We start from the raw sequence: 24,265 nt of genomic DNA, 5'->3' as shown, positions 1-24,265 counted from the left end.
CCGAAATCAAACTGAAGCCGGTCGCCCGCAGTTGGTTGTCGCCTCAGCAGTCCTCGAAGAAAGCCTTCGCGTAGCCGACCGACTGGTACAGGTAGTCGTACCCCCAGCGCGGCACCGAAAGGGCGGGCCGCGGATCGACGAACAACAGCTCCCCGTCCCAGCATTTGCCGATGACATAGCGGGCGCGCGAGATATGCGGGGTGAAGGTGACCACGATGACCCGGCGCCATCCCTCGGCTCTGGCGCGCCGAGCCAGTTCGCGACCCTCGCCCCGGGTGGTGCGTGGCGCGGGATCGAAACAGATCACCTCGAAGCTGTAGCCGCCGTGACAGATTCTGTTGACCATCGGACTCACCCGGTAGGGATCGGAGATCAGCACCCGCGGCGCGTAACCGGCGCGCGCGAGCCGCAGCCCGAGTTGTTCGCGGCCGTCGTGCGCGCCGCCGAGCACCAGGATCGCGTCGGCGCGAACGGGCCGGTCCACCCGCGGCCGAACATAGACCGGCCACAGCGCCGCCACCGCGACCGCGAGCACCGTCACGAGTCCGGCGGCTGCCAAGGCGTATCTGCGTCCGCGCACCCGTCCGATGCTATCGGCGACCCGTCGTCGCAGGTCGCGACATCGTCGACGATCACTTCGCCACCTGTACACCTGCTGTTGCGTTGACTCTTGCCTCGCTGACGCGGCGCGGCCACCGGGGGGGCTTACCAATCGATCATGCGATGCACAGTCTTCGGAACCGGATACCTGGGTGCCACGCATGCGGCGTGCATGGCCGAACTCGGCCATGAGGTCGTGGGGGTCGACGTCGACCCGGGCAAGGTGGCGAAGCTGTCGGACGGGGTCGTCCCGTTCTACGAACCCGGACTCGAAGGTGTGCTGCGGCGCAACCTGGACGCGGGCAGATTGCGGTTCACCACCTCCTACGAGGAGGCCGCCGCGCACGCCGACGTGCACTTCCTCGGCGTCGGCACCCCGCAGAAGAAGGGCGAGTACGCCGCCGACCTGAAATATGTGCACGCCGTGGTGGATACGCTGGCACCGCTGATCGACCGGCCCTCGGTCATCATCGGCAAGTCGACGGTGCCGGTGGGCACGGCCGCGGCCCTCGGCGCCCGCGCGCGTGCGCTGACCTCGGCGCCGGTCGAGGTGGCGTGGAATCCGGAATTCCTGCGCGAGGGTTTCGCGGTCAAGGACACCCTGCACCCGGACCGCTTGGTACTCGGCGTCGACCGCGACCGCGAGGGTTCGGCCCGGGTCGAGGAACTCGTGCGCGAGATCTACGCCCAGATCATCGCCGCCGAGATCCCCTTCCTGCTGACCGACCTTGCCACCGCCGAATTGGTCAAGGTCTCGGCGAATGCCTTTCTGGCGACCAAGATCTCGTTCATCAACGCGGTCTCCGAGGTCTGCGAGGCGACCGGCGCCGACGTCACCATGCTCGCCGACGCGCTCGGCTACGACGCCCGCATCGGCAGGCGATTCCTGAACGCGGGACTCGGATTCGGCGGCGGCTGCCTGCCCAAGGACATCCGCGCGTTCATGGCCCGCTCCGGCGAGCTCGGCGCCGATCACGCGGTCGCGTTCCTGCGCGAGGTCGACAACATCAATATGCGCAGGCGCACCAAGGTGGTCGACATGGCGACGCGGGCCTGCGGCGGATCGCTGCTCGGCGCGAATGTCGCGGTGCTCGGCGCGGCCTTCAAGCCCGAGTCCGACGACGTGCGCGATTCTCCCGCGCTGAACGTGGCGGGCATGATCCAGCTGCACGGCGCGGTGGTCACGGTGTACGACCCGAAGGCGCTGGAGAATTCGCGGCGGGTCTTCCCCACCCTGAATTACGCGACCTCGGTCGCCGATGCGTGTGATCGCGCGGACGTGGTCCTCGTGCTCACCGAGTGGCAGGAGTTCACCGCCCTGCGCCCGCACGACCTGGACCGGGTGGTCCGCGCGCGCTCGATCATCGACGGCAGGAACTGTCTCAATCGTGCCACCTGGCGAGATGCCGGATGGGTGTACGCCGGACTCGGCACACCGTAGAGTTGCGTGCGAACGAAAACAGGCTTCCCGCTGTCCGTACGCGATTCGCCCCAGGCCACGCCGGGAACGCATTGTGATCGAACACAGCGAGGCCGGAGGCCGGCAGCGGAGCGGGTATCGTCCGAGGTGGGCCATCCGTTCTCGATGACGCGGGCTCGCATGTCGTAAGCGTGAAACGGGATGGGCAGCTGATGAGTTCGGTACTGGGAATTTCGGTGGGGGCCGGCGCTGTCCGTATGGCGCGACCGCACGCCGGGACCCCGCACGGGCATGTCGAGCCGCACGCGTTCGATCTCCAGACCCTGCCGGTGATCGACACCCCGGCCGAGGATCTGGCCGCCGAAGCGGTCGGCATGATGCTGGAGTCGGTGTCCGACATCTCCGCCACCGCGGTCGCCTATCGCAGTGAACAGCAGGCCAGGTCGGTGCGCGCCGCGATGGCCCGCCAGCAGATCACCAATTACGAGCTGGTCCCGGAGATCTTCGCCGCCGTCGAGTTCGCCCAGTCGACCGGCGATATCCGCGGCATCTCCTCGCTGGTCGTCTACGACCTCGGCAGTTCCGGTCTGTCGGTGAGCGTGGTCGACACCCAGACCCGTGAGGTACGCCACACCGAACGCACCAGCGATATCAGCGGCGATTACCTGGATTCGCTGATCCGCGAGCAGCAGATTGCCTCGGGCCGTATCGCCCACCCCACCGATCCGGCCGGACTGGCCGCACTCGACGCGCTGTGCCGCGAGGCCAAGGAGCAACTGTCCACCAACACCGCGGTGGCGCTGCCGAGTGAGCAGGGCCTGGTGCTGCTGGCCCAGGAGAACTTCGAATCGCTGATCATGCTCGCGGTCGAGTCCTCGGCGCGCATGGCCCGCGATGTCATCGTGCGCTCGGATCGCCCGGTGCACGGTGTGCTCGCCATCGGCGGCTGCGCCCGAATTCCGCTCGTCGCCAAGGTTCTCGACCGCTGGATGGGCGTTCCGGTCATCGTGCCGGAGAGCCCGGAGACGGTCACCGCCCGCGGCGCGGCCCTGCTGGCGCGCCCGGTGCGCCCGGCAGCGGTGCCCGCGCCCGCGGCGATGGCGATCGACCAGGACACCCTGTCACCGGCCTGGCTGTCGGCGCCGCCGAAGAAGGGCAAGCGCAAGCACACGGTCGACAGCGATTCGTCGGGTGAGGAATGGCTCGGCCACCACGAGATCCAGGATTGGCCTGCGCGCGCTGCGCGCGGCCGCCCGCGTGACGAGCTGTCGCCGGAATGGCTGGCGGGCGAGCGGATTCGCGGCAAGCGCGAGATCAACGGCGCGGTGCTGACGGTGAGCGCGTTGACCGTGGTCGCGGCGATCGGTCTCGGACTCGGCTACGGCCCGCAGGTTCTCGAACGCGATTCACAGAGCAGTAGTGACGGGTCGACCTCGGTCACGCCGACGAGTATTCCGCGCACCACCACACTCGACCCGCAGATCGCGGTCGCGCCCGCGACCACGACGGAGACCGAGGCGACGGTGGCCGCGCCGCCCACGCGCCAGCAGCAGAACGCGCCCGCGCCCGAGCCTCCGCCCCAGGGGCCGAACACCTTTGTGGTTCCGGGTCTTCCGCCGATCGTGGTGCCGACCATTCCCCCGGAGTTCTTCCCGCAGGGCACACGCTGACCGTCCTGGTCGCCGACTCGCGCCACGCCCGGCCCTTCGCGACGAACAGTCACCCTCGGCCGAGGTTCCCGACCGGAGTCGCGTCCGTCCGTCCGTGACGGGCCCGAGCTCAATGCCTGGCGTGCCGCGCGTGACGGCGGGGCACCGGCGGGGGCGGGGGCGGGGGCGGAGTACGTGCGGCGCCGAAAGGGCGGGCGAGCAGGACCGCGATGGCGGTGGTCAGCGGCACCGACAGGGCCAGTGCGATGCCGCCTACCGCGGATCGGGTGATCTCGATGGCGACCGCGTCGCCGGTGAGCACGTCGCGGATCGAGCGGCCCGCCACGCTGAACAGCAGCAGCAACGGCAGCGCGCCACCGGCGTAGGCGAGGACAAGGGTGTAGACCGTACTGGCGATGTGATCGCGCCCGACCCGCATGGTCGCGGCGAAAACCTCTCGACGCGAAGCGGATTGGTCCAGCGCGGCGAGTTCGAAGGCGGCCGAGGCCTGGGTGATGGTGACGTCGTTGAGGACGCCGAGGGTGCCGATGATGAAGCCCGCCAACAGCAGTCCGGTGATGCTGACGTGTTCGATATAGGTGGCGACGTTGGTGTTCTGCTCCTCGGAGAGTCCGGTGAGATGGGTGACCTCGATGGCGACCCAGGACAGTCCGGCCGCGAGCAGCATGGAGGTGAGCGTGCCCAATAGCGCGGAGCTGGTGCGCAGGTTCACCCCGTGGGCGAGATACAGCACCACGTAGAGGATCACCGCGCCCGACACCAGCGCGACCGGCACCGCGGGCTTCCCGTCGAGCAGTGCGGGCAGCAGGAAGACCACGAGTACCGCGAACGCGAAGAGGAGTCCGATGAGCGCCCGCAGACCGCGCCAGCGCGCCACCGCGACGACGACCACGACGAAGGCGACCACGATCAGCGTCAGCGGCAGTCCGCGCGAATAGTCCTCGAAGGAATACAGGGGTGTGCCGTTGACGTCGGCCTGACGGACCAGCCGGATCTCATCGCCCGCGCGCAGATCGGGTTGTCCGGGGCCGGGAGCGATTTCGAACAGCGTCCTGTTGCCTTTGTGCGGTCCCGAGTCGATCGTGATCAGACTCCGCTGACAGGTGTAGGCATTCGAGCGCGGCGCCTCTGGTTTGTCGGCGAATACCTTGCCGAGCGAGGGACTGCCGCAGGGTCCGACGTCCTGTACCACGACCGTGCCCGCCTCGGTCTGCACCGCGCCGCCGCCCGCGTTCTGCATGGGCAGCGGGATGTCGACGTGTTGCGCACTCGGCCACAGCCATATCGCTCCGACGACGACGGCGACACCGATGAGGCTGAGCAGTCCGATGACTACGCGCGCGGCCGTCGCGCCGATGGCGAGCGGTTCGGAATGGTCGTGATGGTGGTGGTGATGGTGGTCGGTCACCGGGCTCCTACCTTGTCCGTCGCATGCCCCGGGGAGCATTCCCGGTGCAGAGCTTAAAGGATCTGGTTTTCAAGATCGCGCGGCATGAAGGCGGCGGAAGGATTCGGGAGGGGGCGGCGGAGAGCAGGGGGATGTCTCCGCCGCCCACAGGCCGGCGGCCCAGGGGGGTAGGCGGCCGAGCCCGAGGCCAGGTTGTCCAGGGGGGGTAGACAACATGGCCGGGCACTCGAAGTGCCAAGCGCTACTGTACACAAAACTCGAAGTTTTGCGCTAGCCCACTAGCAAATCTCGCGTCATTCTCAACACTGAGTCTGTTTCAACGCGCAGAAACAGGGCAATTCATATGCCAGGAACGGGCTGAACCCTACTGGCGGTAGCTGGCCAGGAAGTTGCCGAAGCGCTCGATCGCGACCGCGAGATCACGCGCCCACGGCAGCGTCACGATCCGCAGATGATCGTGATTCGGCCAGTTGAACCCCGTCCCCTGCACCATGAGGATCTTCTCCTGGAGCAACAGATCCAGGATCAGCTTCGAATCGTCTTGGATCTCGTAGACATTCGGGTCCAGCCGCGGGAACGCGTACAGCGCGCCCTTGGGCTTGACGCAGGACACCCCCGGAATCATGTTGAGCCGCTCCCAGGCCACATCCCGCTGTTCGAGCAGTCTGCCGCCGGGCAGGATCAGATCCTCGATGCTCTGATGGCCGCCGAGCGCCACCTGAATCGCGTGCTGGGCGGGCACATTGGGGCACAGACGCGAAGAGGCCAGCAGATCGATGCCCTCGAGGAAGCCGGCCGCGTGGTCCTTGGGACCGGTGATGGCCAGCCAGCCCGAGCGGTAGCCCGCCACCCGGTACGCCTTGGAGAGACCGTTGAAGGTCAGACACAGCAGATCGGGGGCGAGGGTCGCCAGACAGACGTGCTTGGCGTCGTCGTAGAGGATCTTGTCGTAGATCTCGTCGGCGAGCAGCAGCAGCTGATGTTTGCGCGCCAGGTCGACCAGCTGTTGCAGCACCTCGGCGGAGTAGACCGCACCGGTCGGGTTGTTCGGGTTGATCACCAGCAACGCCTTGGTCCGGTCGGTGATCTTCGATTCGATATCGGCGATGTCGGGTTGCCACCCGCTGGACTCGTCGCACAGGTAGTGCACCGGGGTGCCGCCGGCAAGACTCGTCATCGCCGTCCACAGCGGATAGTCCGGTGCGGGAATCAGCACCTCGTCGCCGTTGTCGAGCAGCGCCTGCATGGTGATCGTGATCAGTTCGGAGACGCCGTTGCCGAGGTAGACATAGTCGACGTCGAGTTCGGGGAAACCGGGCACCAGCTCGTACCGGGTGACGATGGCGCGCCGCGCCGACAGTATGCCCTTGGACTCCGAGTAGCCCTGGGCATGCGGCAGCGCGGCGATGATGTCGCGCATGATCACGTCCGGCGCCTCGAATCCGAACGGCGCGGGGTTGCCGATATTGAGTTTGAGGATGCGATGCCCCTCGGCCTCGAGCCGCGCCGCGTGCGCGTGTACCGGTCCACGGATCTCGTAGACGACATTCTGGAGTTTCGTCGACTGCTCCAGCACACGCGGAGGACGATGCGGTAGATGACTCGGGCTCACCGTCCCATCGTGCCATCCCCGGCAACTGTGTTTCGGCACACGCGTCGGCCCGCGACGCTCAGGCCCCCGAATCGCCGGGCGGTATGCCCTTGACGGCGGTGCAGCCGCAGAACTCCTCGATTCGCTCGTCGAGTTGCCGCGCCTGGGCGGCGTTCCGGTAACCGGGTTCGGCGATACGCCTGCGCACGCCGGTCAGGCGTTCCTCGAGCTGCACGATGCGCTTGTCCTCGTCGAGCGCGAGCACCGGGGCCAGCGCCTCGGCCGCGCCATCGAGACTGCCGTTGATCAGGTGCGCGGCCGCGTTGTCCACCCTGGCCAGTGACTCCGCGCCGTAGGAGCGCTGCTGGGAGGGTCCGTTGGCGTACAGGTCGATGGCCCGGCGCGTCGCGGTCAGCGCCGGGCCGGCCAGACCGAGGTGGATATAGGTCGCCCCGGCGTAGTACTGGGCCTTGGCGTCGTTGAAACCGAAAACGCCGCCGATCTCGTCGTGCAGATCGTCGGTCTCGGCGATCTCACGCGCATCGTCGGCGGCGCGAATACAGCGTTCGGTGTCCTCGGCGCTGCCCATTTTGGACCAGATCCTGGCCTCGATGGTGAATAATCGCACCTTCGCGGTCGCCGACTCGGCGAATTCGTGACCGCTCTGGGCCAGCACCACCGCCCGCCGCGGACGTTCGGCGGAGTACTCGATGAGCGCGTGCATGCCCCTGGTCCAGGCCCGCAGCCCGTTGTGCCCGCACAGTTCGGCATAGGAGCGGGCGGCGCGGATCTGTTCGCCCGCGGCGTCGTAGTAGCCGAGGTCGGTACTCGCGTTGGCGAGCAGACCGGACAGGGTGCCTGCGAGCAGGTACAGGTGACTGGTATGGACGGGCCGCTGCTGCCCCTCGAGCAATCGATACACCCGGCGGCGCACCCGCAGCATCTCCACCATCATCGGCACCGGGGGTATGTGGACGTAATCGTTCGCGATGCGCATGACATCGGCATCGAGCTGTTCCAACGTGGTCGCGCCCACATTGGTGCCCTCGGCCCGTCCGGCGTGCTCGCTCGCTTCGTGGGCAGCCGCCATGATCAGATCCCTCTCCGAAATCGCCGCCAACGCATCGCCTCTCATCGCACCGGTATCGATGAGAGCGAGAAGGTCCGCGTCGCTCGAATAATTGGCCCGCGTCCCGACGACAGGACCCGGATCGGTCACCGGCGCGACCGGTCGGTCGATCAAGGGCTGATCGATCAGCGCCGCAAAACGTGCCCGCACGACTTCGTCGGACCTGGCCAGGGAGGTGTCGAGGGCGGCTTGATTGATCGGGCGCGGATGCACCCGGACTCCCCCCGCCTCCCACTTGGATACCAGGCGTTCGTGCACTCCGAGATGAGCGGCGAACTCCCTGATACTCATGCGCTTGGCATCGCGAAGGGCACGGGTCTCTCTTCCTGACCATTGCCGGACCACGATGTCATCCCTTCCGAACGAGACTCTTCACCCAGGGTACGAGGCCATTGTGTCCACTGCCACAACCAATTCGAAGTTGCTATATACAGTGGCACGCCGGTTGCGGTCCGCTCGGCCGCGTCCGCTCGGCAGGGGCAGCGAAATGGCAGCAAAAGGCGGGCATGCGGGCGATACCGTGTCTCCCTTCCACGGGCGACCCTTGAGACAGGAGGCAAGGAGTTGGCCGTGAACGCAGATTCGTCTGCCAACGCAGACAGACTCAGGACCATCGACGACTGGGTGGCCTTCTACCGGCACGAATACGGGCTACCGGTGACCGAACGTGGCGGTTTCGTCATGTTACCCGTCAGCGGCCGCGTATGCGTCCTACATCTGCCGACCGCCCGGGCCGAAAAGGTCAGGGCCGCATTGGAACAGCAGGGGACGAGGGGTCCCGTGCTGGCCCGGCAGATCCGATGGAGCTTTCTGGCCGAACCGGATACCCGGCCGGGAACGCAGGTATTGGAGGTCCTCGACAGACTCGATATCGGCATACCCGCCATCGGTAGTGCCGTGATGTTGCCGACCGGCCTCGGGCGGTGGACCCGGGAAGGGTGCTTCTGGGTCAGCCCGCCCGGCCGCGGCGGCACGCTTCCTCCGCTCTCGACCGTCGTCACGACGGCGCTGGCGGTGGGAGCGGGCGGCGGGGACTGAATGCGTCGCGGTCCCCGTCGCCGCCCGGCATTCCGGCCGGATCCGCCCCCGTAACAGTCGACGGGGCGGATCCGGCCGGATGTCACTGCCGGACAATCACATTCAGCGCGATTCGACCGACTCGACCACCGTGCTCGACAACGGGAAGTTCAGGTAGGACCGCGACGGTGTCGGCCCCCGCTGGCCCTGGTACTTCGATCCCGCCGCGGCACTGCCGTAGGGATGTTCGGCCGGACTGGTCAGGCGGAACAGGCACAGCTGGCCGATTTTCATACCCGGCCACAGGGTGATCGGCAGATTCGCCACATTGGACAGTTCCAGGGTGATGTGCCCGCTGAAACCGGGGTCGATGAATCCGGCCGTGGAATGTGTCAACAGCCCCAGACGGCCGAGACTGGATTTCCCCTCGAGTCTGCCCGCGAGGTCATCGGGCAGGCTGCACATCTCGAGGGTGGAGCCGAGCACGAATTCGCCCGGATGCAGGACGAACGGCTCCCCTTCCGCGGGCTCGACGAGGCTGGTCAGCTCGTCCTGACGCTGCGCGGGATCGATATGGGTGTAACGGGAATTGTCGAAGACCCGGAACATGCGGTCGAGGCGCACATCGATACTCGACGGCTGGATGAGATTGTCCAGCAGCGGCTCGACGCCGAGACGCCCAGCGGCGATCTCCGCGCGGATGTCACGATCGGAAAGCAGCACGCGAGGAAGCCTAACGCGTCGACCCATCTCGGTCGCCGTTCGCACCGCATGAAAGATTGAAATGGATATCCTCTCATCGTGACCGAGACATCTCCTTTCGATCTGCACGGCCACGTCGCCGTCATCACCGGCGCCAACTCCGGCATCGGGCTCGCCTTCGCCCGCGGCCTGGCCCGGGCGGGCGCCGACGTGTGCGTCATCGGGCGCAATGCCGAACGCAACGAATCCGCCGCCGAACAACTGCGCGCATTCGGCGGCCGGGTACTCGCCCTCGGCTGCGACGTGGGCGAGGAACAGCAGGTCGTCGACGCCATCGGCCGCGCCGCCGCAGAATTGGGCCGCATCGACTCCTGCTTCGTCAACGCGGGCGTCCCACAGGGCATGGAGCCGTTCCTGGAGACCTCGCTGGACGAGTTCCGACGAGTCACCTCCATCAACCTGGAGTCGGCCTTCGTCACCCTGCGCGAGGCCGCGAAGGTGATGGTGGCCAAGGGCGAGGGCGGCAGTCTGGTCGGCACCGCGAGTCTGGCCGCGCGCCAGGGCGTTCCGCGCGGGCAGAACTACGCCGCGAGCAAGGCCGGGCTGATCGCCATCATGAATTCGATCGCCGTGGAGTTGGCCAAACACGGAATCCGCGCCAATTCGGTGCTGCCCGGATGGGTGGAGACGCCCATGACCAAGGACCTGTTCGCCTGGGAACGGTTCCGCGAACGCGTGCGGCCGCGCATTCCGGTCGGACGCTGGGGTCGGCCCGAGGACTTCGAATCCGTGGCGGTGTATCTGGCGAGTCCGGCCAGCGCGTTCCACACCGGCGACACCCTCCTCATAGACGGCGGCTACAGCCTGTTCTGAGACCGGCGATCCGTCGGCTTCCGACACCGCGTCGTCGGTGCCGGAAGCTGTACGTCGTCGCCCGAGTGCGACAGACCCTGGGGCATACACAGCTAATTCTCAGCGTCGGCGTGGAGGGTTGGTGGTATGCCTGCTGAACCCGCACCCGGCCGGTTCCGTGTCCCCGGACTCACCGCGCTCGCGATTGTGCTCGTCGTCTTCGTCGCGGCGCTGACCCGCGGCGTGCGGCACGAGAACGGCAATGCCGGCATGGACCCGCACATCCGGGGCTGGATCCTCGCGCGCCGCACCGAAACGCTGAACACGCTCGCCCACACGGTCACCCTGCTCGGCAACACCCTCACCTTGACCCTGATCACCGTCGTGGTGTGCGCGGGTCTGCTCTACTTCGGTCACCGCGGCGAGGCATACCTGGTCGCTACCACCGGAATCGGCGCGAGCGTCCTGACCTTCGTCGGGAAACGGCTGATCGGCCGCTCCCGCCCGCCGGCCGCCGACAGGCTCGCCACCGAGTCGAGCCTGTCCTATCCGAGCGGCCACAGTCTGGGGACCATGGCGGTCGTCGGCATCGTCGCGATCGCCCTGGCGCCGCGCCTGCGTCGCGCCGCCGCACGGGTCGCCGCGTTCATGACGGCCGCGGTCTTCGTCGTCACGGTGGGGTTGTCCCGGATATACCTGGGCGTGCACTGGCCGAGCGATGTGCTCGCCGGATGGTCGATCGGCGCGGCGTGGATCCTCGTCTGCGCGGGCGCGTACGCGTACGCGAAACACAGATCCCACCGTAGCGCCGGCGTCTGCGGGGACGCCGGGACCTCGACCGGACCGTCTTCGGATACCGCTGCACCACAGGACATCTCGGATCACCGGAGATCCCGATAGCCGCGATCACGCCGTGGCGTCGAAGCGACGGCGCGAATCGTCACAGCCGACGCGGATCACCGCGCGATCCGTTATACGGACGCCACTGAGAGTTGAGAGCCGAATGCCGACGAGTCCACCGGGGGATGGCTCTCGGAAACTGTCGTCACCAGGCCGAACGCCGCGACGATCCGACCACGATCACCCGTCGCCGTCGCCGGCCTGCCCGTAGTAGGTCCCGTCCTCGGCGCCGCTGAACACGGGCCGGAAATGCGCGGCGTTGGGATCCACCGCGGTGTATACCTCGGGGGCGACGTTCTCGTGACTGAACAGTCCGGGCACACGCCCGTCTTCCTGACTCATATCGTCGAGCCTCCTCTGATCTGCGGCACCAGCCGATCACGGCGTCCGCACCTTGACCACCGACCCGAGCCGAGCCAGGACCGATGCTTCCTTCGCATGGTACGACGCCCACCCGACACTTCGCCGACCCAATATTCTCGACACCCCCACCGCTACCTTCCGTCCCCCGGTAGAACACGACGTTATCCGGCGACCGCCGTAGCGGGTTCTCGGCATCGCGCGCGGCGAAAGCTCGGGCCGGCTCCCCGGACGGAGTCGGTTACCGTCCGCTCGATCCGTGTCGGTAAGCCGTGGGCCGAGTGGCGCCACGATGCCGGACCGGCGATCATGCGCGCAGGTTCAGCGGCGCGAGACGAATCGGCGCACCACGACGAGTCCGGTGAGCATGGTGGTCGCGAACCCGCCACCGGCGGCGAGAGCGGACTGAGCGAGAGAGGACCTCGCCGCCGACGCGAGCAGGAGACCGAGCAGCGCGACGATGGCCGATAGCTCGATCACGATGACGAGACTCAGTAGCAGAACCGCCGATTCGTATCGGATGCGATGAGAGGCGTTGGTGGAGAGTACCTTTCGCAATATCACGACCGTGCTTTCGTGCGTGTCGAGCCCGACGGCGCCGAGCGGGATCCGTTGCCCGCGAGCGCCGTGGCGTCGACGCTCGCGGGGGCAGGTGGGTTGGATTGTTGTCAGCGTTCGGATTCCGTCGTGATCGCGGTGAGTTCGACGTCCAGAGCCGCGGCGACGCGACGGGCGACATCGTGCGTACATCCGCGACGGCCGCTTTCGATGTTGGCTAGGTGCGAGGGGCTGATGAAAATCCGATCGGCTAGTTCGCGGCGACGGAGGTTGTGCGCCTGTCTGAGTGCGCGGATCGTCGCTCCGACCCTGATTGCATCCTGCAATGCCATATCTGCATCGTAACCAGAGCTGGCATAGCATACCAGTTTGAATAGGAACCATCTTCTATTCAACCAATTCGATATGGTCAGAACGGTTCCCGGCGGAACGCGGCTATTCTGGCGTAATCTTCCAGCTAGTGGCAAAGTATGCCTATGGCGGTGACCGAGGACTGGAAACGACTGGCCGACACGGTGATCGCACGACGGCGAGAACTCGGAATGGACACCCGCGGGCACCTCGCGCGCGCCACCGGCCTCAGCTATCGGCTACTGGGTGATCTGGAACGCGGCACACGAGACGTATCGGAGGGCACACTCGCGCTCGTGGAGCAGGCCCTCGGCTGGGTACCCGGTAGCGCGCGCGACGTTCTGGCCGGCGGCCCGCCCGCTGTCGGTGCGAGTCCCGCGGTACTCACCGGCCCGACCACCGCGCGCGCCAACGAGGATCGCGCTCCCAGGTCGGCGATACGCGCCCTCACCGACGGGTACCGCATCGCGACCGAGATCATCGAATCGGGGGCAGAGCACCACGGCACCAGACTGTTCGAAGTGCTCAGCGCCATCGGCAATACGCTCTTGGCGAACCCGGACTCGGGCCTCGTCGAAGACGCCAACGACAAGGCCGCCGACGGGGATCGTGAACCGTTCCGCACCGCCGCCCCGACGGTGCTGCGGATGGCGCTGGGCGAGTACCTGCGTCAACTCCGCGAGCGCGGCGACCTCACCGGACACGACGTCGCGATCGCACTCGGCTGCCCCGCGGAATTCCTCACCGACCTCGAATCCGGCCGCGCCGCCTTCGAGGAGGGCCTCGTGCGGAAGCTGCTCGACCTCTACGAAGTGGAGAACCCCGACCTGGCCGCCGAGATCATGAAGCTGGCCGCCGAAGCCGACCGCTCGGGCTGGTGGACCCATGACAACAAGGCGCTCCCGCGCTGGTTCGAAACCTACGTCGGACTGGAACGATCCGCCGACACCATACGGACATTCGAAAGCGCCTACATACCGGGGCTCCTGCAAACCAGGGATTACGCGCACGCGGTGATCGGGATGTCACAAGGCACATCGGTGGTCACCCCGGCGCAGGCCCGGGAAGTGGCGGACCGTGTACGGATACGCATGGAACGCCAGCACATTCTGTCGCGAGCGGACCCCGTGCGGCTCTGGGCCATCATCGACGAGAAGGCCCTGTACTGGATTCCCCGCACCCGCGAGGTCCCGCGCCCCGGGATCGACCAAGACCTCTACCGTCGACAGATCCACGACATCTACCGTCACCAGATCGAGCACCTGATCGCGATGTCGCGCAATCGGCACATCACCCTGCAAATATTGCGCCGCGACAGTACCCGAAAAGAACTCACGCTCGCGTTCAGCCTGTTGCGCTTCGGCTTCCAGCGCTCACATCGGCCCGACCTCGTCTATATAGAGCACCTGTCCGACGCCATATACATGGACGACCCCAAAGACGTCGAACCGTACGCCGCCCTGTTCGACCGCCTCGGCGTCGCCGCCCTCTCCCCTCGCGCATCCACCATCTACCTGGAACGACTCAGCAAAAGACTGACCGACCACCCCGAATCACTCGACGCGGCACGCGAGGAGATCCGACCAGATCCCTAATGCTTCTTCGTCTTGTTCGGCTTCTTCTTCACCTTCGGCTTATCGTGATCGGGCTCCCACTCGTAGCCCGCCTGGTTCAGCTCGCAATGCCAGTTCTCCACCAGCACGTCCCCCCGATCCAGCTCACACCACCGCTCGCTCTTGCCACACCCCGAAACCCCCATCGACGCGACCACCGCGATCCCCAGGGAAATAGCCGTAGCGTGCATCCGATGCCGACGCATCCAACCTGCTCCTAACAAGTCCCCGCAGTACCCGCGGTCGTTCTTACAGCGCACAACCAGCATTCGGGTATCCGGCCGAAAAGTCCAGAGGCACGGGCAAGCGATCAGCGCAACCGCAAGCCCGCTCGCGTGCGCGGATAGCGACTACGACGATCTGCCGGCTGGGCTTCACCCGCCGTACGGACTCATCCCCTGTTGGCACCGGATGAACTTGGTCATCAGGTCGTCGGTGGGAGACATACCCGGCATGGGAGCGTTCAACGCGACAGCCATACCGACGAGACCTCCGATGATGGATGTGGCGAGCATTCCGGGCATCAGCAGCGGGAACCCGACCAGTATTCCGACGACCATCCCGATTGTCGTACCAAGCGTGGCGTTCCAGCAGTAGATCCGCTGTTCGGAAGTCAACGGCTCCTGGGCGATGTCGATATTCGTTTGCGCCGGCCCGGCCGAGGCGATCGTGACGGCGCGACCCGAATCCGCGATCCGCGCCGTGAACGACACGACCCGATCGGCGATGCGAAGCGTCAACGGTACCTGCCCGATCAGCTGTCCCGAGTCGTCGCTGATATCAAGACGGCTACCGTTCAGGACGAAGCGCCCGCCGTCGACCGTGACGCCGATCGCGGATTCCCCCTCGACGGATCTCGACACGGTGTAATCGACCCCGGAGTCGTTGCCGCTCATCGATTCCAGCGATGCCGCGGCATAGTCACTGCCCGGCCGCGCATCGGCCGGTGCCCCGTTGGCGGTACCGATCACAACCGACGTGCTCACCGCCGCGATCAGCGCCGCTACGGCAAATCGCTTACCCTGCATTGCATTTCCCCTTGCTATCTGAGTTGTTCGAGAGAACGAGAACGGACCGGTCGCGGCGGTACCGAAACGACCGATGCTATGTGTGTGAATGGCTCTGGCCTGCATGGCATGTGGGAGCTGCCAGCAAGAATGGGCGAACGACTGAACCTGTCGATGCGTCCTCTGTTACCTCCCCCGCGCGGCAGATGCGGCTGCCGCGCAGAACACTATCACGCCAAGTCCGATGTGCCAGTGCTGGTTCCGACGTGCATTCCTCAGCCCGAAACCATCTCACTTACCGTGAGCAGCCGGCGCAGGGCGGACGCGATCCGGAAGTCGAGGACAGGAAGCCGAACAGAATCGAGAACCGCTCTCGACGACGCCGACCTCCGGTTCATCGTCGGTTCCCGCGTCACCAAGGCGTCGATCGATCTGGAGTCCCACTTCCGTTGGCACGGTGAGACATTCGTTGATGGGTAGGTCATCGACACCGTTACGTTGAAGCGCGGCGCGAACGTCGACAACAACACGGCGGACCGCGCCGAACCGGTCTGGGACCCCGACACCCACCCGGGATCGTGGCGGGCGGTCTGAGCCTATTCAACGAAACGCTACGTCCGCGACAACCGCACCCTCAACGCTCGAGAAGCGAAGGCCCGCGCCGTCATCGCGAGCGAGAAAGCCGATCGGGCACCATGTTTCGTGAAGGACGGCAAGACCGGCAAGACCTTGGACGAGCCCGCGCTCGCGCGGGCCGGCGGCTGGCGGGCTTGAAGGCTATGTCACGAATCTGCCCGTCGACATGATGGGCGCGGGTGAGGCGATCGGCTCCTACGTGCCAAGCAACGCGGACCGCAGCCAGTTTCTCGAGCTCTGCCGCCATCTGTGGGGGGTTGTGCCAGACCACCGGAGATCGGCGGTCGCGGATCATGGCGGGGGATGCCCCATGACCGACCGGTAGAGCCACGCGACCGCATCGGATTCCGCCTCGAACCGGGCTCCCACATTGTCTTTTCCGCGTTCGTGGACCCCGACCTCCCAATCGCCACCCGATCCCGGTCGTAGGAACCAGAAGTCCTCCGGCAACGGGTCGGGGTCATGGACACCGACGAGCCGAAACCAGTGCGGAGGCTTTCCGGCGGCGAGCAGGGCGGCGAGAAGTTCCTTACGATCCATATCAGTGGGGTATTTCCTCGACCAGGTAGCCATTGTCGATCATCCATTGGATGTTCAACATTCCTGGGTCCGGACCCGCGTATTCCGGCCCCGGCACATAGCTGGGATTCAAGACGTACTGGTTGCCGAGTCCGGGTTGTCCGAACCATGGCGCGGCCGGCCCGGCATCGACCCTGAACGCCTGTTGCACGCAATAGACGTGGTAATCGCTCTGCGGAGTACCGCCGTAGGAGTTGAGGTTCGACGGCGGCAGCGCTCGCTCGCTGTACACCACGCCCACCGGCGCCAGATACTTCCCCATCGGACCGCCGAACCGGTCGACGCGCGTACCGACCGACAGCGTCTCCGGGTGCGCTGTCGAATGGTCGCCGATGAAAAGGAAGCCATTATCGGGCGGATAGATATAGTTGGTTCCCGGGTGGAATTTCGCCACGAACCCGGCTTCGGTGTAGTTCCCGAAACGCTTGTACCCCTCCAGCAGCGGGCCTACCGGCGGAGTCTGCGGCAACGGCTCCGGCCCCAGGTAGGGACGAGCCGGGTCGTAATACGGCGTGGCCGGCACATTGGCCGGCGTACCGGGATTACACGCCGACGCCGAGCCTGACCCGGAACCGGTGCCCGGTAGCGCCTGCACCGTGATCGGGTGCCCGGCCAGCAGGAGTAGGGACGCGAATACAGCGGTGAGCAGAGACCGGTAACGCAACAGTACCTCCAGGGGAAAGTAGATGCGGCCCGGTGAGCATACGTAGCCGCCGCCCTTTCGCCCGGAACCGTGATCGCGTGTCGCCGGCCTCGATCCACGGGAGGATGGGCGCGCCCTCGAGTCCTCGGGAATCAGGTTGTCATCGACGGGGCCGAAAGCAGATCAAGGCGTGGAATGATTCGCGTAGCAGGTGATGTCGGTATCCGGCATGGTTCCCGTGCTGAAATACGTGTTGATCGCGTTATTCACGCAGTCGCTGAGTTCGGGCCGGAATGTCATGTGGATACGGACATCCTGTAGCGTCACCATCCGCGACTCGGACATGTCCTGATGCAATCGGACTCCGTGGGCGTAGGGAGTTCGGGGATCTCCCGTCGCCTGCAGGATGAGCGCGGGCACCGAATTGCGGACGACTGTCGCGGGCTCGACCGGGCGAGGCCAGAAGGCGCACGGCTGGATGTTGTTCGCCAGCGCGCCGAACACCGGCTGCGTGGCGCGGGTCTCTTCGATATTGCGCCAATACCAGGTCGGATCAATCGGTGCCCCGGCATCGCCGCAGGCGATCTGCGCGAGGACCGAATTCTCATTGTCGCGCAGCGCCGCCACGATGGCACGCAGCCGGGGGGTTCGCGATGTAGTGGGCGGACCGCCCGCGGCATCGGCGATCTCCCGCACAGTGGCGGCCATCGCTTCGTTCAGCCGGAAGTTCATCAGCAGTCCGTGCAGGATGAACGGAAGCCAGTGATCGTCGATGGCAAACCCATCGATGACAATCGGTTGGCGCGCGGCGATACGCACGAGCGCCTCTATATTCGCCCGCACCTGCCGCGGAGTCGCACCGAACCGGAACTCGTCATCCCGGTCGGAAACCCAGTCGGCCCAGTCGTCCAGCGCGATCTCGTCTGCCGGACCCCAATCCTGTACCAAGCCCTCCCAGTATCGGTCGGGGTCGATCGCGCTGTCGAGCACGATGCGGTCGCTCCGCTCGGGAAACATCTGCGTGAACACCGCACCGAGGTAGGTGCCGTAGGATACGCCGTAGAAGTTGACCTTCTCCTCCCCCAGAACCCCTCGCACAATGTCGATGTCACGCGCGGTGTTGCGAGTGGTGAACTGCCTCAACGCGATCGGGTCACGAATCAGGCAGGACGCGGCCATCCCCGCGGACTGCACGGTGTCGTGCACGAATCCCAGCGGGTCAAGACCCGCCGACCGAATCATCTCGCCTACCGGCCACCCGCACCGCGGACTCCGACCGGATTCGCCGACCCCGCGCGGATCCATGCCGATCAGGTCGTAACTCGCCAAGACCCCCGGCGAGAGCACGTCACCGAGCAGATCCGGACTGTCCAGCCCCTCGGCACCGGGACCGCCCGGATTGGACAGCAGGATTCCCCGCCGCCGCACCGGATCACCGGCCTTGACCCGCGAGATCGCCACGGTCATGGTGCGACCGTCCGAATTCCCATACTCGAGCGGCACCAGTACATCCGCGCACTCACCACCGGCCTTGTCGACATTCTCGATGCCGCAGGGCTTCCACTCGAGCCGCTGATGGTAGAACCGGTCCAACCCGATCGGGTGCGCGTCGTCCACCGGATCCGCCTGGCTGTACGCAGGCACAGCCATCGACAGGGATACCGCCACCACGCACATCGAACGCCAGAACAGGTTCACCGACAACAGACTTCGCCTCTCGACCTGAAGGATCAGCGGATTGGTGCGACGTGAACCGTAGCCGATACGGTGGTTCGATCGCGGCACCCCACACCCGCTCAGGTTGCACCGGCCCCGTTCTACAAGTTCGTGGTCCGGGTTCCCGAAGGCCAAGCCGACAAGGAACCGCGCGTCGACGTCACTCGCGATGTCACCCAAGCGGTGATCGACGCCGAAGCGGGCAGGTGGCCGGTTCCCGAAAAGCGGGTCCGGGTGTTCACCTGGGAGGTCCCCGACGGCACCTGGGCGGCGGCCAGGTCAGCGACCTCGGCGACATCCTCGAATTCATCGCACCGGCCTCGGTGGACCCGCTCGCGCCCGAATGGCCGAGCGTCGCCGCGACCAGGCCACCGCCCTGCTCACAGCCGCGGGCCTCGCACCGATCACGAGCAGCCGGAGATGACACGCCCGCGGACACACGTCTTCGTGGCCGCGGCGTGCTCTAGATCTCCCAGAGCGATACGGCGCCCAGCACCATCGTGCACATCCCCTCGATGGACACCGTGGGCTGACGACGCGAGGCAGTCCTGATCGCCGGATGAGATGACTGGTGAGTGTTGGGTAGAGTGTCGCTGGTCGAGGGGAGGCGCACATGTCCTGGCGCGACAGCACGCCGGTGCCCGCTCAGGCCGACATCGATGAGTTGCTCGATGTCGCTCTCGATATGGCCGAGAAGCGATTATCGGAGCGTGGGGAATTCTTCCCGTTTTCGGTGGTTGTCGAACGCAATGGGGATCGCCAGGTCATCGTTTCCGACGCCGATTCTGCTCAGCGGGCTCATGAGTTGAACTTCGAAGCTGTCGCGTTGATGCGGACCAGGATTCGAGCAGCGGCGCTGGCAGTCGATGTACGGATTCCCGAGACGGGGTCCGATGGGATCGAAGTGCATCTCGAACATGTGGATGGTCCGGCGATGAGAGTGCTCGAGCCGTATCGGGTGGCAGGTGGTTCGGTGGTGGCCGGCGATTTGGAAGGGTTTACCGCCGAGCGGCGTATCTGGCGGTGAGGTGTCCGGGGTGTGGCGGGCTCAGCTCTGGTCGTAGCGGATGATCCGTTCGGCGCTGCGCTTGTACCATTTGTTTTTCGAGGTGAGGAACGGTTCGATTTGTTCGCGCACGCCTTGGGCGCGGAGTCGGGCAAGCGCGTCGAGGACATGTCCGCAGACTGTTTCGTCATCGAGCTGGGATATCGCGACCGTGGCCGCGGCCGGGCTGCGTGATTTCGCCAACCAGGAGATGACCATCTGGCGGTCGTCGCCGAATTCGCGGTTGGTCGCGATCTCGGCGAGCTGATCGAAGTAGCTGGGTTCGGCCGGTATGTCGCACAGGGCATTACCGGCGGCCCATCGCGCTCGCGAGCTCACGGGCTTGGTGGTGTCGAATTGGGAGATCAACGCGGGGACGGCGACCGATCTGCGGGCTTCTTTGCGTCCCAGCGCATTGGCGAGGACGAGACGGGTCAGCTCGCGTCCCTCGGTCTCTGGTCCGGGCCAGCGTGACTCCAGGTCGGACAGCCAGCCAGACAGCACGGTGATGATCTCGGGAGTGCTATAGGGCTGCCGTGAGATGTCGGGGATTGTCTGGCCGTTGCCTCCGGCCCGGTGATAGTCCTCGAGCAGCTGTTGTGCGGCGTCGTCATCGGTGGCGGTCAACTGTTGAGGTCCATTCTCACGTGTTTGATCTTGCCTTGCTTGACCAAGTCCTCGATCTCAGGTGCGAGTTTGGTTCGGTTATCGGTGATGAGCACTAACTCGTAGCCGTTGGTTTGGCTGTAGCTGAGGAAGTCTTTGAGCTGGTCAGTGTATTCCTGCTTGTCGACGTTCTTGACTTCGGTCAGGCGCCGATTGGAATGGTCGAGATCGTCGGGTGTGCGGTTTCTGGCGGTCCGGCTCGGTGAGGGGAGCGATTCCTTCTTCTTGGTCGGGTCGATTCCGGCTCTGGATTCGGCCTTGGCGCCCTTGAGCTTGTTCTGCCGGGCTTGGTCGGCTTTCGTGGGCTCTGGCGGTCGCTTGAGCTGTTTGTCGAGCACCGGCTTGAACTTGGTGTTGACGCTGCTGGTCACGGTGGTCGATACGGCATCGAGCATTCCGCCGCTGACTCGGCGCGCGTCTGCGAGCCCGACGAGGATCTGGGTGATCTTGCGGTTGCTGTTGTCGATTTCGGCTTCGGCGGTCTCCCGGATGATCTTCGTGATCGGGCGTCCGACCGTGGCGGCGTCGATCACATTGATGGCCTGGACAACCGTCTGTACTTGCAGTTCCCATTCGATGGCCTCTTGGGCGGCTTCGAGGATATCGGCGTAGCCGCTGGTGGCACCAGAGAGCTGGAGCATCGCGTCGCCGAGTATCTCGGTTCCGTCGAGGACGGTGGTGTTGGTTTGGTCGATATCTGGGATTTCCGGCGCGGTCGACCCGTTCAAGAGCTTCATCTTCGACTTGATTTCGGTATCGAGGGTGTTGTACTTGGTTGCTGTGGTCGACCAGCTTGCGGCTGCTTTTTGGAGCAGTCCGGTGTCACCGTCGACCCATTTGACGGCTCCCATGACCACCTTCCAGCCGGTGGGTTCGGCGCGTGTGCCGCCTCCAGGGTTCTTGGGTGGCCTGGCGGTGAACGATTCACCGCCGGGGTCGGCTTCAGGGAGTGCGCCGCCAGGCTTGTTGTACTCTTCGGCGTTCTCGGATTCGTCGTGATTGACACCACTCTGACGTACCAGAGCGGCCATCCTGCACAGGACATCGGTTGCTATACCCGCCGTCACGACAGCTTCGACGGCGGCTTTGTGGTATTTGCCGCCCCATTCCAATCCGCCGTCGTCGCCGCCGGTCATCTTCACCGCGCTTCGGAGTTCGTTGTCCAGCTGGCGCAGAGCGGCCGAGGTGCTGGTGCTGGCTCGGCTGTAGGCGCCAGCGAGTTCGTAGAACAGCTCGGGGTCGACGTTCAGGTCGGTCACAGTCGTTCAGCCTCGCCACATTTCGAGGTTGGCGGCTATGGCGTTGCTGTAGTTGGTGTGCGCGGCGCGGGCGGCCTGGCGCATGTCGTAGATTCCGTCGCGGATCTCTGCGGCGGCAGCCATGAGGCGTCGATGCGAATTCTGCTGCGCGGTAGCCGCTTCGCCGTCCCACACGCCCTGTAGCTTGCCAATAGCGGTGTCGAATGCGGTAATCTGGTCATCGAAGAATCCTTCGAACGCCGTCATCCTCGCGATGACCGAGTCGAGCAGGTCCAGGTCGACGCTATGAGACATCGGGCAGATCCAGGGAGGAGGCGACCGATTCGATAGCGTCGGCGTTGACGTTCTCTTGCGCGAGATACGTTTCGGCGCTTGCGTTGAGGGCAGCCGTTGTGTCGCCCATCGCATCGAGTAGGTCGGCCAGTCCTTGTCGCACCTCGGCGTATCCGTCGGCGAACAGGTTGCCTCGGTGCCCTTTCCAGTTCGTTATCAGAGTCTCGACGTCGCTATCGAGGGACTTGAATCCTGTCGCCAACCCGTCGAGCAGGGTTCGAACTGCTTGGGCGGCGGCAACAAGTTCAGTAGGGGTGACGGTGAATCCCGCTGCACTCGAGATGGAATCAGTCATACGCTCCCCCGGGCATTCAATCTCAGCCCCGCATAGCTCCCCAACCGCTACCGGATTCGCATGTCGCACTATGCAGCAGCTCTCAGCTCAGCGTCGATAATAGGGCCGTGATTGAGTTCCGAGCAACCAAGCACGCCTGCGGGACTCGCCAGTCAAGTACGGAAACGTGCTGACCAGGAGGGGGGCCCACCGGCCCAGGTGTCGCGGTGCGGGACTACCTGGACACGCGGGCCGCCGACCACCGGCCCACAGCGTGGTCGCTGACCACGACACAGGTCGCGGCGCATATGAAGCCCGGCACAGTGCTGCGGACGAAGACCTTCGACGGCGGCTACGTCCGCAACCACGCCAAGTCCCTCGTGATCGATCACCGGTTCCTGCTGGCCACCAGCGCGAACTTCTCTCACAGCGCCGAACATGAGAACGTGGAATTCGTTCTGTACCTGGACAACCCGAATTTGGCAGAGGCAGTCGAACAGCAGCTTCACGAGATCGCGAGCCTCGTCTACAAGCCCATCGCCGACCAGTGATGTGCGGTAAAGGAGAAGCGGATGGCCGTCCTGCGCATCGGCAAAGAGTTCTTGCTCGACTACGGCAAACTCGACCGGCCGCTCCAAGTGAAGATTTCCGAGGTCTTCGGCAGGTTCGCCGACGCCACGCACACCGGAATCCACCTGGAGAAGATCAATACCGCCCGCTATCCGCGCTACCGGTCCATCAGGATCGACAATTTCTGGCGCGGCATCGTGCTCGCCCCGGAATCGGGCAACACCTATCTGCTGCTGCGGGTCCTGCCGCACGACGACGCCTACGCCTGGGCCGGCAGGCACGAACTGACCGTGAACAGCGCCACCGGCGGCATCGACATCGGCGATATCGCAGCACTGGACGCGATGATGCCCGCACTGGACGTGCGGGTCCGAGCCGCCACCGACGCCGTCTCCGTCGGCACGATGCACCGCATGAAGGGCCTCGAGTTTCGCTGCCTCGCCGTCGCCGGTGTGGGCACCGCCGCGGTCCCGGCCCCGAATGCCGTCACTCCCGCCGCCGAGGACCCCCACACCCATGAGCGCGACATCAGGCGGGAGCGTTCCCTGCTGTTCGTGGCCTGCACCCGAGCCCGCGAACAGCTCGCGGTCACCTGGCATGGACCGGCGAGTCCCTTCCTTGCCGCACTGGCGCAGGTTCCGGCGACGCGAGCCTGAACGATTCGCCGATAGCCTCCGCGCGGTTCTCGCGAGTCCACCGCAAGTCTTCGATACCCCATACCGTGCCGTCGGAGTAGGTCTCGACGGCGATCGGTGTGCAATCGAGCGTCCAGCCTCCGATCTCCGTGGCGGTGGACGGGTCGCCTGCGCGATCGCGCAGCTCCCGAGGTCGGGGAGTTGGCCCTCCCCGACCCCCGGGGCGGTTCGGAGCGTACGGAGAATGTAGTGGTGGTGGATTATGAAGGCGCACAGCACGTGTGGGATCAGGGAATTTCTGACGGTGCCAGACCTGTGTGATGGAAGGGGAGCATTCCCGACACTGCGCGAGATCGGTTGCGCCGTGACGTGTCCGCATTCCGCGGTTCCGTTCGGCGTGTAAATCCCCGCCTCACACGCCACACAGCGGTGTGTGCGGTGGTGCCCGCGCGCCGCCAGGCATGCGACGCTGCCGACCAACACCTGATTCGCACCGAGCCGATGCCCGGGCACACCCGCAGTGAGGGCTCGACCCACTTGTCGCGCGCCGGATACAACCGACCCGCCGCCACCTGCACGCCGTCGACGAAATGACCGGGCATGTCCAGCACATTCCTGGCGGAGGGTGATCCCGAATTCTTGCCTGGTTACCTTCTGGGGCGCACCACTGTCGTCGTACGCCCCAAAGGGTCTTTCATCGTCGTCGTCGGCACCGTTTGAACGGTCAGGAC

The 24,265-nt window shown here is 65.6% G+C and carries 26 protein-coding genes and 1 pseudogene; 10 read left to right on the top strand and 17 right to left on the bottom strand.

From position 1 onward, the window contains the following. Positions 1 to 43: 43 nt before the first annotated feature. Complete coding sequence (locus APZ21_RS23595; protein WP_054815506.1) at positions 44 to 580, bottom strand: YdcF family protein; 537 nt, start codon at positions 578 to 580, stop codon at positions 44 to 46. A 138-nt stretch (positions 581 to 718) separates the two neighbouring features. Between APZ21_RS23595 and APZ21_RS23590 the strand changes: the two genes are divergently transcribed. Then, complete coding sequence (locus APZ21_RS23590) at positions 719 to 2,041, top strand: UDP-glucose dehydrogenase family protein (RefSeq protein ID WP_054815505.1); 1,323 nt, start codon at positions 719 to 721, stop codon at positions 2,039 to 2,041. 191 nt (positions 2,042 to 2,232) lie between these two features. Then, positions 2,233 to 3,690, top strand: a complete 1,458-nt coding sequence (locus tag APZ21_RS23585) for a DUF7159 family protein (RefSeq protein WP_239476783.1) — start codon at positions 2,233 to 2,235, stop codon at positions 3,688 to 3,690. A 109-nt stretch (positions 3,691 to 3,799) separates the two neighbouring features. Here APZ21_RS23585 and APZ21_RS23580 read toward each other — a convergent pair whose 3' ends face one another. From APZ21_RS23580 to APZ21_RS23570, 3 genes are all read right to left on the bottom strand, one after another. Beyond that, positions 3,800 to 5,098, bottom strand: a complete 1,299-nt coding sequence (locus APZ21_RS23580) for a YibE/F family protein (RefSeq protein WP_156371301.1) — start codon at positions 5,096 to 5,098, stop codon at positions 3,800 to 3,802. A 364-nt stretch (positions 5,099 to 5,462) separates the two neighbouring features. Continuing rightward, complete coding sequence (locus tag APZ21_RS23575; protein WP_054815502.1) at positions 5,463 to 6,710, bottom strand: pyridoxal phosphate-dependent aminotransferase; 1,248 nt, start codon at positions 6,708 to 6,710, stop codon at positions 5,463 to 5,465. A 58-nt stretch (positions 6,711 to 6,768) separates the two neighbouring features. Next, positions 6,769 to 8,109 (bottom strand): helix-turn-helix domain-containing protein, encoded by a 1,341-nt coding sequence (locus tag APZ21_RS23570; protein ID WP_082393402.1) that lies wholly within the window; start codon positions 8,107 to 8,109, stop codon positions 6,769 to 6,771. A gap of 279 nt (positions 8,110 to 8,388) precedes the next feature. Between APZ21_RS23570 and APZ21_RS23565 the strand changes: the two genes are divergently transcribed. Beyond that, positions 8,389 to 8,856, top strand: coding sequence for a hypothetical protein (locus tag APZ21_RS23565; protein WP_054815500.1), 468 nt, complete (start codon positions 8,389 to 8,391; stop codon positions 8,854 to 8,856). 102 nt (positions 8,857 to 8,958) lie between these two features. On the opposite strand, the gene dcd is transcribed toward APZ21_RS23565, so the two are convergent. Beyond that, on the bottom strand, positions 8,959 to 9,558 hold the full coding sequence (dcd, locus tag APZ21_RS23560; protein ID WP_054815499.1) for a dCTP deaminase: 600 nt from the start codon (positions 9,556 to 9,558) through the stop codon (positions 8,959 to 8,961). 78 nt (positions 9,559 to 9,636) lie between these two features. On the opposite strand from dcd, the gene APZ21_RS23555 reads away from it, so the two are divergent. Further along, on the top strand, positions 9,637 to 10,410 hold the full coding sequence (locus tag APZ21_RS23555; protein ID WP_054815498.1) for an SDR family NAD(P)-dependent oxidoreductase: 774 nt from the start codon (positions 9,637 to 9,639) through the stop codon (positions 10,408 to 10,410). A 126-nt stretch (positions 10,411 to 10,536) separates the two neighbouring features. After that, positions 10,537 to 11,289: a phosphatase PAP2 family protein gene (locus tag APZ21_RS23550; RefSeq protein ID WP_054815497.1), complete on the top strand. Its 753-nt coding sequence runs from the start codon at positions 10,537 to 10,539 to the stop codon at positions 11,287 to 11,289. A 180-nt stretch (positions 11,290 to 11,469) separates the two neighbouring features. On the opposite strand, the gene APZ21_RS34360 is transcribed toward APZ21_RS23550, so the two are convergent. The 3 genes from APZ21_RS34360 to APZ21_RS23540 form a co-directional block, all read right to left on the bottom strand. Further along, positions 11,470 to 11,631: a hypothetical protein gene (locus APZ21_RS34360; protein WP_156371300.1), complete on the bottom strand. Its 162-nt coding sequence runs from the start codon at positions 11,629 to 11,631 to the stop codon at positions 11,470 to 11,472. A 339-nt stretch (positions 11,632 to 11,970) separates the two neighbouring features. Further along, positions 11,971 to 12,129, bottom strand: a complete 159-nt coding sequence (locus APZ21_RS23545; RefSeq protein ID WP_156371299.1) for a hypothetical protein — start codon at positions 12,127 to 12,129, stop codon at positions 11,971 to 11,973. Positions 12,130 to 12,317: 188 nt separating this feature from the next. After that, positions 12,318 to 12,539, bottom strand: coding sequence for a helix-turn-helix domain-containing protein (locus APZ21_RS23540; protein WP_054815495.1), 222 nt, complete (start codon positions 12,537 to 12,539; stop codon positions 12,318 to 12,320). Between the two features lie 144 nt (positions 12,540 to 12,683). Here APZ21_RS23540 and APZ21_RS23535 point away from each other — a divergent pair, with 144 nt between their 5' ends. Further along, positions 12,684 to 14,153, top strand: a complete 1,470-nt coding sequence (locus tag APZ21_RS23535; protein WP_054815494.1) for a Scr1 family TA system antitoxin-like transcriptional regulator — start codon at positions 12,684 to 12,686, stop codon at positions 14,151 to 14,153. On the opposite strand, the gene APZ21_RS23530 is transcribed toward APZ21_RS23535, so the two are convergent. Both APZ21_RS23530 and APZ21_RS23525 read right to left on the bottom strand, forming a co-directional pair. Next, positions 14,150 to 14,377: a hypothetical protein gene (locus APZ21_RS23530; protein WP_156371298.1), complete on the bottom strand. Its 228-nt coding sequence runs from the start codon at positions 14,375 to 14,377 to the stop codon at positions 14,150 to 14,152. The genes APZ21_RS23535 and APZ21_RS23530 overlap by 4 nt on opposite strands. Positions 14,378 to 14,545: 168 nt before the next feature. Continuing rightward, positions 14,546 to 15,304, bottom strand: coding sequence for a DUF8020 domain-containing protein (locus tag APZ21_RS23525; RefSeq protein WP_156371297.1), 759 nt, complete (start codon positions 15,302 to 15,304; stop codon positions 14,546 to 14,548). Between the two features lie 231 nt (positions 15,305 to 15,535). On the opposite strand from APZ21_RS23525, the pseudogene APZ21_RS36480 reads away from it, so the two are divergent. After that, a pseudogene (locus tag APZ21_RS36480) lies at positions 15,536 to 16,013 on the top strand (IS1634 family transposase); the annotation flags it as partial. 92 nt (positions 16,014 to 16,105) lie between these two features. Here APZ21_RS36480 and APZ21_RS34355 read toward each other — a convergent pair. From APZ21_RS34355 to APZ21_RS23510, 3 genes are all read right to left on the bottom strand, one after another. Next, the gene (locus APZ21_RS34355; RefSeq protein ID WP_054815491.1) at positions 16,106 to 16,354 is read right to left on the bottom strand and encodes a hypothetical protein; all 249 of its coding nucleotides are present in this window, start codon (positions 16,352 to 16,354) and stop codon (positions 16,106 to 16,108) included. Between the two features lies 1 nt (position 16,355). After that, positions 16,356 to 16,988, bottom strand: a complete 633-nt coding sequence (locus APZ21_RS23515; protein WP_204249143.1) for a TNT domain-containing protein — start codon at positions 16,986 to 16,988, stop codon at positions 16,356 to 16,358. A 231-nt stretch (positions 16,989 to 17,219) separates the two neighbouring features. Beyond that, positions 17,220 to 18,503, bottom strand: a complete 1,284-nt coding sequence (locus APZ21_RS23510; RefSeq protein WP_239476785.1) for an alpha/beta hydrolase — start codon at positions 18,501 to 18,503, stop codon at positions 17,220 to 17,222. A gap of 862 nt (positions 18,504 to 19,365) precedes the next feature. On the opposite strand from APZ21_RS23510, the gene APZ21_RS23505 reads away from it, so the two are divergent. Then, positions 19,366 to 19,779 carry a hypothetical protein gene (locus APZ21_RS23505; RefSeq protein WP_054815489.1) on the top strand — a complete coding sequence of 138 codons (414 nt, stop codon included), beginning with the start codon at positions 19,366 to 19,368 and terminating at the stop codon, positions 19,777 to 19,779. A 21-nt stretch (positions 19,780 to 19,800) separates the two neighbouring features. On the opposite strand, the gene APZ21_RS23500 is transcribed toward APZ21_RS23505, so the two are convergent. Genes APZ21_RS23500 through APZ21_RS23485 form a run of 4 tightly spaced genes read right to left on the bottom strand, consistent with a single transcriptional unit; the run spans position 19,801 to position 22,350 of the window. Further along, positions 19,801 to 20,424 (bottom strand): hypothetical protein, encoded by a 624-nt coding sequence (locus APZ21_RS23500; protein WP_054815488.1) that lies wholly within the window; start codon positions 20,422 to 20,424, stop codon positions 19,801 to 19,803. Continuing rightward, positions 20,421 to 21,722 carry a putative toxin gene (locus APZ21_RS23495; RefSeq protein WP_054815487.1) on the bottom strand — a complete coding sequence of 434 codons (1,302 nt, stop codon included), beginning with the start codon at positions 21,720 to 21,722 and terminating at the stop codon, positions 20,421 to 20,423. Before APZ21_RS23495 ends, APZ21_RS23500 begins: the two co-directional genes overlap by 4 nt. Before the next feature lie 6 nt (positions 21,723 to 21,728). Continuing rightward, positions 21,729 to 22,016 carry a WXG100 family type VII secretion target gene (locus APZ21_RS23490; protein WP_054815486.1) on the bottom strand — a complete coding sequence of 96 codons (288 nt, stop codon included), beginning with the start codon at positions 22,014 to 22,016 and terminating at the stop codon, positions 21,729 to 21,731. Then, positions 22,006 to 22,350, bottom strand: a complete 345-nt coding sequence (locus tag APZ21_RS23485) for a WXG100 family type VII secretion target (RefSeq protein WP_054815485.1) — start codon at positions 22,348 to 22,350, stop codon at positions 22,006 to 22,008. The genes APZ21_RS23490 and APZ21_RS23485 overlap by 11 nt, the downstream gene beginning before the upstream one ends. A 206-nt stretch (positions 22,351 to 22,556) precedes the next feature. Between APZ21_RS23485 and APZ21_RS23480 the strand changes: the two genes are divergently transcribed. Further along, on the top strand, positions 22,557 to 22,880 hold the full coding sequence (locus APZ21_RS23480; protein ID WP_054815484.1) for a phospholipase D-like domain-containing protein: 324 nt from the start codon (positions 22,557 to 22,559) through the stop codon (positions 22,878 to 22,880). Between the two features lie 21 nt (positions 22,881 to 22,901). Further along, positions 22,902 to 23,555 (top strand): 3'-5' exonuclease, encoded by a 654-nt coding sequence (locus tag APZ21_RS35780; protein ID WP_054815483.1) that lies wholly within the window; start codon positions 22,902 to 22,904, stop codon positions 23,553 to 23,555. The last annotated feature ends 710 nt before the right edge of the window (positions 23,556 to 24,265 follow it).

It is taken from the genome of Nocardia arizonensis (genome assembly GCF_001310275.1).
Classification (GTDB): Bacteria; Actinomycetota; Actinomycetes; order Mycobacteriales; family Mycobacteriaceae; genus Nocardia; species Nocardia arizonensis.
This window is presented reverse-complemented; position numbering and strand designations above follow the sequence as displayed.